General features: G+C 65.3%; 2 protein-coding genes and 1 pseudogene. All 3 read left to right on the forward strand.

The annotated features are described in order from the left end of the window. A partial coding sequence (locus G6N73_RS34835; RefSeq protein ID WP_206079260.1) for an FAD binding domain-containing protein occupies positions 1-535 on the forward strand: 535 nt, incomplete at its 5' end. Between the two features lie 2 nt (positions 536-537). After that, complete coding sequence (locus tag G6N73_RS34840) at positions 538-2814, forward strand: xanthine dehydrogenase family protein molybdopterin-binding subunit (RefSeq protein ID WP_165034413.1); 2277 nt, start codon at positions 538-540, stop codon at positions 2812-2814. Positions 2815-2953: 139 nt separating this feature from the next. Then, a pseudogene (locus G6N73_RS34845) lies at positions 2954-4354 on the forward strand (molybdopterin cofactor-binding domain-containing protein); the annotation flags it as partial.

Raw genomic sequence — 4354 nt, forward strand, 5'->3', positions numbered from 1 at the left:
CGCCAGCGAGGCCTGCATTGCGGTGCATCCTTCGGACATGGCTGTGGCGCTTGTCGCGCTCGATGCGAGCGTCGAAACGGTATCGCCGGCGGGCAAAACCCGCACGATCCCGGTAAGCGACCTCCACAGGCTGCCGGGCAGCACGCCGCACATCGAAACCGAACTCGCGCACGGCGAAATGATCACCGCCGTGACGTTGCCGCCCGCACCGCCCGGTCGTCAAATCTACCGAAAAGTACGCGACCGCGCCTCCTATGCGTTCGCGCTCGTGTCGGTTGCCGCCGTCATCGAGGTGAGCGGCGGCCAAGTGCGAGACGCACGCATCGCCATGGGAGGCGTTGCAGCGAAGCCATGGCGCACCGCCGAAGCCGAACGCGGGCTCGTCGGCAAGGAAGCATCGGACCGCACCTTCGTTGCGGCGGCGGAAGCAGCGCTCCAGGGCGCAGTCGGCCGTGGTGACAACAACTTCAAGATTCCCCTGGCCAAGCGCACGCTGCGCCATGCGCTGGCTACCGCCGCAGAAAGCGTGAGGTGACCATGACCGAGAATATAGCGAATAAAGCCGAGAGCCCGCGCCACGGCTTCATCGGCCAGCCGCTCGATCGTGTGGACGGTCCTCTCAAGGTGACCGGCCGCGCGACATACGCCTATGAGCATGAGCACGGCGACAAACCTGCCTATGGCCATATCCTCGGGGCGGCGATCGCACTTGGCCGCATCATCGAGATCGATACGTCCGAGGCGGAGCGCGCTCCCGGCGTCATCAAGGTCATGACGTTCAGAAATGCTCCGGCCCAGCCTGCCTTCGGCGCGCCGGTCACGCCCACCGTGCCGGAGGTCTTCACCCGCGCCCGGCCCATGCTCTCGACCGATCGCGTGCGCTATTACGATGAACCGGTAGCCTTCGTGGTGGCGGAGACCTTCGAGGCGGCTCGGGCGGCTGCTGGACTGATAAGGGTCAGCTACGAAAAGGAGGAAGGCGCCTTCGATCTTGCCGGACGCCTTAACGAAGCGTACGCGCCGACAAGGACCAATGCCGGCTTCGAAACCGACAGCGCAATCGGCAATTTCGAGGGCGCGTTCGCAGCCGCCGCTGTTGTGGTCGACGCCACATACCGGACGCCCTACGAGCACCACAATCCGATGGAACCCCACGCGACGCTGGCCGCGTGGTCGGGCGACCAACTGACGATCTATACGAGCGCACAGACGCTCGCCAACTTTCAGGCTGGAATCGCAAACACGCTTCAAATTCCTCCAGAAAATGTGCGTATCGTCAGCCCGTTCATCGGCGGCGGCTTCGGCAGCAAGCTGATCGTCCACCCCGACACAGTGCTTGCGGCCTTAGCCGCGAGGGAGTTGCGGCGCCCGGTCAAGGTCGCCTTGACGCGGCAGCAGATGTTCGCGAATGCCGGCCACCGCGCGGAGATGATCCATCAGGTTCGCCTTGGCTCCGACGGCGATGGCCGGCTGGCGGCGATGGGTTACGACGTCTGGTCGGCGACCTCTCGCTTCGAAGAGTTCTGCGAGCAAACCGCGGTCTTCGCCCGCTCGCTTTACGCCGCGCCGAACCGGCTGACCCGCCACCGATTGGTCCCCGTCGACCTCAATCGCGGCGAATGGATGCGCTCGCCGGGCGAAGCGCCGGGCATGCTCGCTTTCGAATGCGCCATGGACGAACTCGCCGAGCGGCTCGGCCTCGACCCGATCGAACTGCGCCGCCGCAACGAGCCGGCCGAGGATCCGGAACGCGGCGTCCCGTTTTCGACACGCAACCTCGTCGCCTGTATGGAGGAGGGCGCGCGCCGCTTCGGTTGGGAAAGGCGCAGTGCACTGCCCGCGCGCGTCCAGGAAGGACGAAAGCTCATCGGCATGGGCATGGCCGCCGCCATCCGGCCGAACTATATCGGCGCGGCCGCCGCCCGGGTCGCGATCGACGCAGGGGGCGATGTTACCGTCCGCCTCGACATGACCGACATCGGCACCGGCACGTACACGATCTTGACCCAGATCGTTGCGGAAGGCCTGGGTGTGCCTCTTTCGGCGATCAAAATTGAGCTTGGTGACAGCAAATTTCCGCGCACGGCAGGCTCGGGCGGTTCGTGGGGCGCGGCGAGTTCCGGTTCTGCCGTCCACGACGCATGCTCCAAGCTGAGGCAGAAGATCGTCCAGGCCGCGCTGTCGGACGCTGGTGACGGCGCGGCCAATCCCGAAGCGAACTTCGTCGCCGGTGAGATCCGGATCGGCGACCGGGCCGAGCGCCTTTCCGATCTCGTTCGGGGGGTCGCCCCCAACGGCATCGAAGCGGAAGGGACGGTCCAGCCCTTCAGCCGGAACGATTTATACAAAAACTATTCCCAGCACTCGTATGGCGCGCACTTCGCCGAGGTCGCGGTCGATTGCGACACGGGAGAAATCCGCATGCGCCGCATGCTCGCCGTCATCGGGGCAGGGCGAATTCTCAACGCAAAGACCGCACGCTCGCAAATACTCGGCGGCATGACCTGGGGCCTCGGCGCGGCGCTCATGGAGGAAACGGTGCTCGACCCGCGTCACGGCCATTTCATCAATCACGACCTGGCGGAATACCATGTTGCGGTGAATGGCGACGTGCCGGACATGGAGGTGATGTTTCTGGAGGAGCATGACGACAAGGCCAATCCGCTGGGAGCCAAAGGTCTCGGCGAGCTCGGCGTCTGCGGCGCCGGCGCGGCGATCGCCAACGCCGTCTACAACGCGACCGGCGTGCGCGTGCGCGAATTTCCGATCACCTTGGACAAGCTCCTGCCACATCTGCCCATGCCCGCAATTTAGCACTGGCGCGCCGTTGTCGGCGATCGGCTGAAAGGTCGCTGAACATCCGGCGGCGGCTTGAATGGGGGCGGCACTGGCTGGGAAAGACGTCCGGGGTGAATGGCCTACCTGGTAGCCGAATCTACAGAGGCCGCGGTTCCTGCGGCTGGAAGGCATGCTGCACGCCCGCGTCGTGCGCCCGCCGAGCCCTGGCGCGCGCCTTGCGAATGTCGATGCAAGCGCCATCGAAAATATGCCGGGCGTCGTGTCCGTCATCCGCGACGGCAGCTTCCTGGCGGTCGTGTCGGAAGGGGAGTGGCAGGCAGTCGCCGTGATGCGGGCGCTTGCAGCCGCGGCCCGGTGGGAGGAGACCGCGACGCTGCCCGACCAAACCGATCTGCCGGCGGTCCTGCAAGACCTCGAACGGGAGGTCGGCGTTGTTTCCGAAAGTCGTTCGCCCGTGATCGGCGCAGGCAAGACGTTTGAGGCGACCCTTCACCCGTCCCTATCAAATCCACGGATCGATCGGACCGTCATGCGCCGTGGCGCAGATGGAGGGAGAAGGGCTGACCGTCTGGTCGCATACCCAGGGCGTTTATCCCGATCGCGAGGCGATCGCCGAGATGCTCGGCATGCCGCTGAAGCAGGTTCGCGTTATCCACATGGAAGGCTCCGGCTGCTATGGCCACAACGGCGCGGATGATGCCGCCGCAGACGCCGCGCTGATCGCCCAGAAACTGCCGGGGCGGCCCGTTCGCGTTCAATGGATGTGCGAGCAGGAACATGCCTGGGAGCCCTACGGCCTGGCAATGCTGATCAAGGTGCCTCGCTCGGTGGCGACGGACGCATCTCCGGATGGAACTACGACCTGTGGAGCAACACCCACTCTGACGTTCTGGACACGGCCGGGTGGCGCCGGGGCGCTGCTTGCGGCTTGCCACAAGGATCAGTTGTTCACGCCGGAGACGCCGGAACTCAACATCAGCCCTTCCGGCAATGGCGACCGCAACGCCAATCCCACTTATGTCCTCCCCAATAAGCTCGTGCTCTGGCATTTCCTGCCCGATATGCCGCTACGCGTCTCCGCGCCGCGCGCGCTTGCCGCCGACGCCGACCCCGTGGAGTTCCGGCTGCGTCACCTCGACGATCCGCGTGCCCGCGCTGTGGTTGAGCTGGTCGCAGAGCGCTTCGGGTGGTCGAACGCTGCTTTGCCGCGCGATCATGGACAGGGTTTCGGTTTTGCCGCTACAAGACCCTTGCCGCCTACCTGGCTGTGCGCTCGAAGTCGAAATCGAGAGGGAAAACGGCCGCGTTCGCGTCGTCCGCGCCGTCTCCGCGATCGACAGCGGCGAAGTGGTCAATCCTGACGGCATCCGCAACCAGACCGAGGGCGGGATCCTGCAATCGATCAGCTGGACGCTCTACGAAGCGGTGACTTTCGACGATACAAGGATCACCAGCGTCGACTGGTCGAGCTATCCCATCCTTCGCTTCGCGAGCGTGCCGGACAGCGTCGAGGTGCATGTCATCGACCGGCCCGGCGAACCGTTCCTGGGAATCG

Source organism: Allomesorhizobium camelthorni (assembly GCF_011045125.1).
Taxonomy (GTDB): domain Bacteria; phylum Pseudomonadota; class Alphaproteobacteria; order Rhizobiales; family Rhizobiaceae; genus Allomesorhizobium; species Allomesorhizobium camelthorni.

Excerpts from the sequence above, each read along its gene's own strand:
- G6N73_RS34840 (WP_165034413.1), top strand. The coding sequence starts at position 538 with ATGACCGAGAATATAGCGAATAAAGCCGAGAGCCCGCGCCACGGCTTC.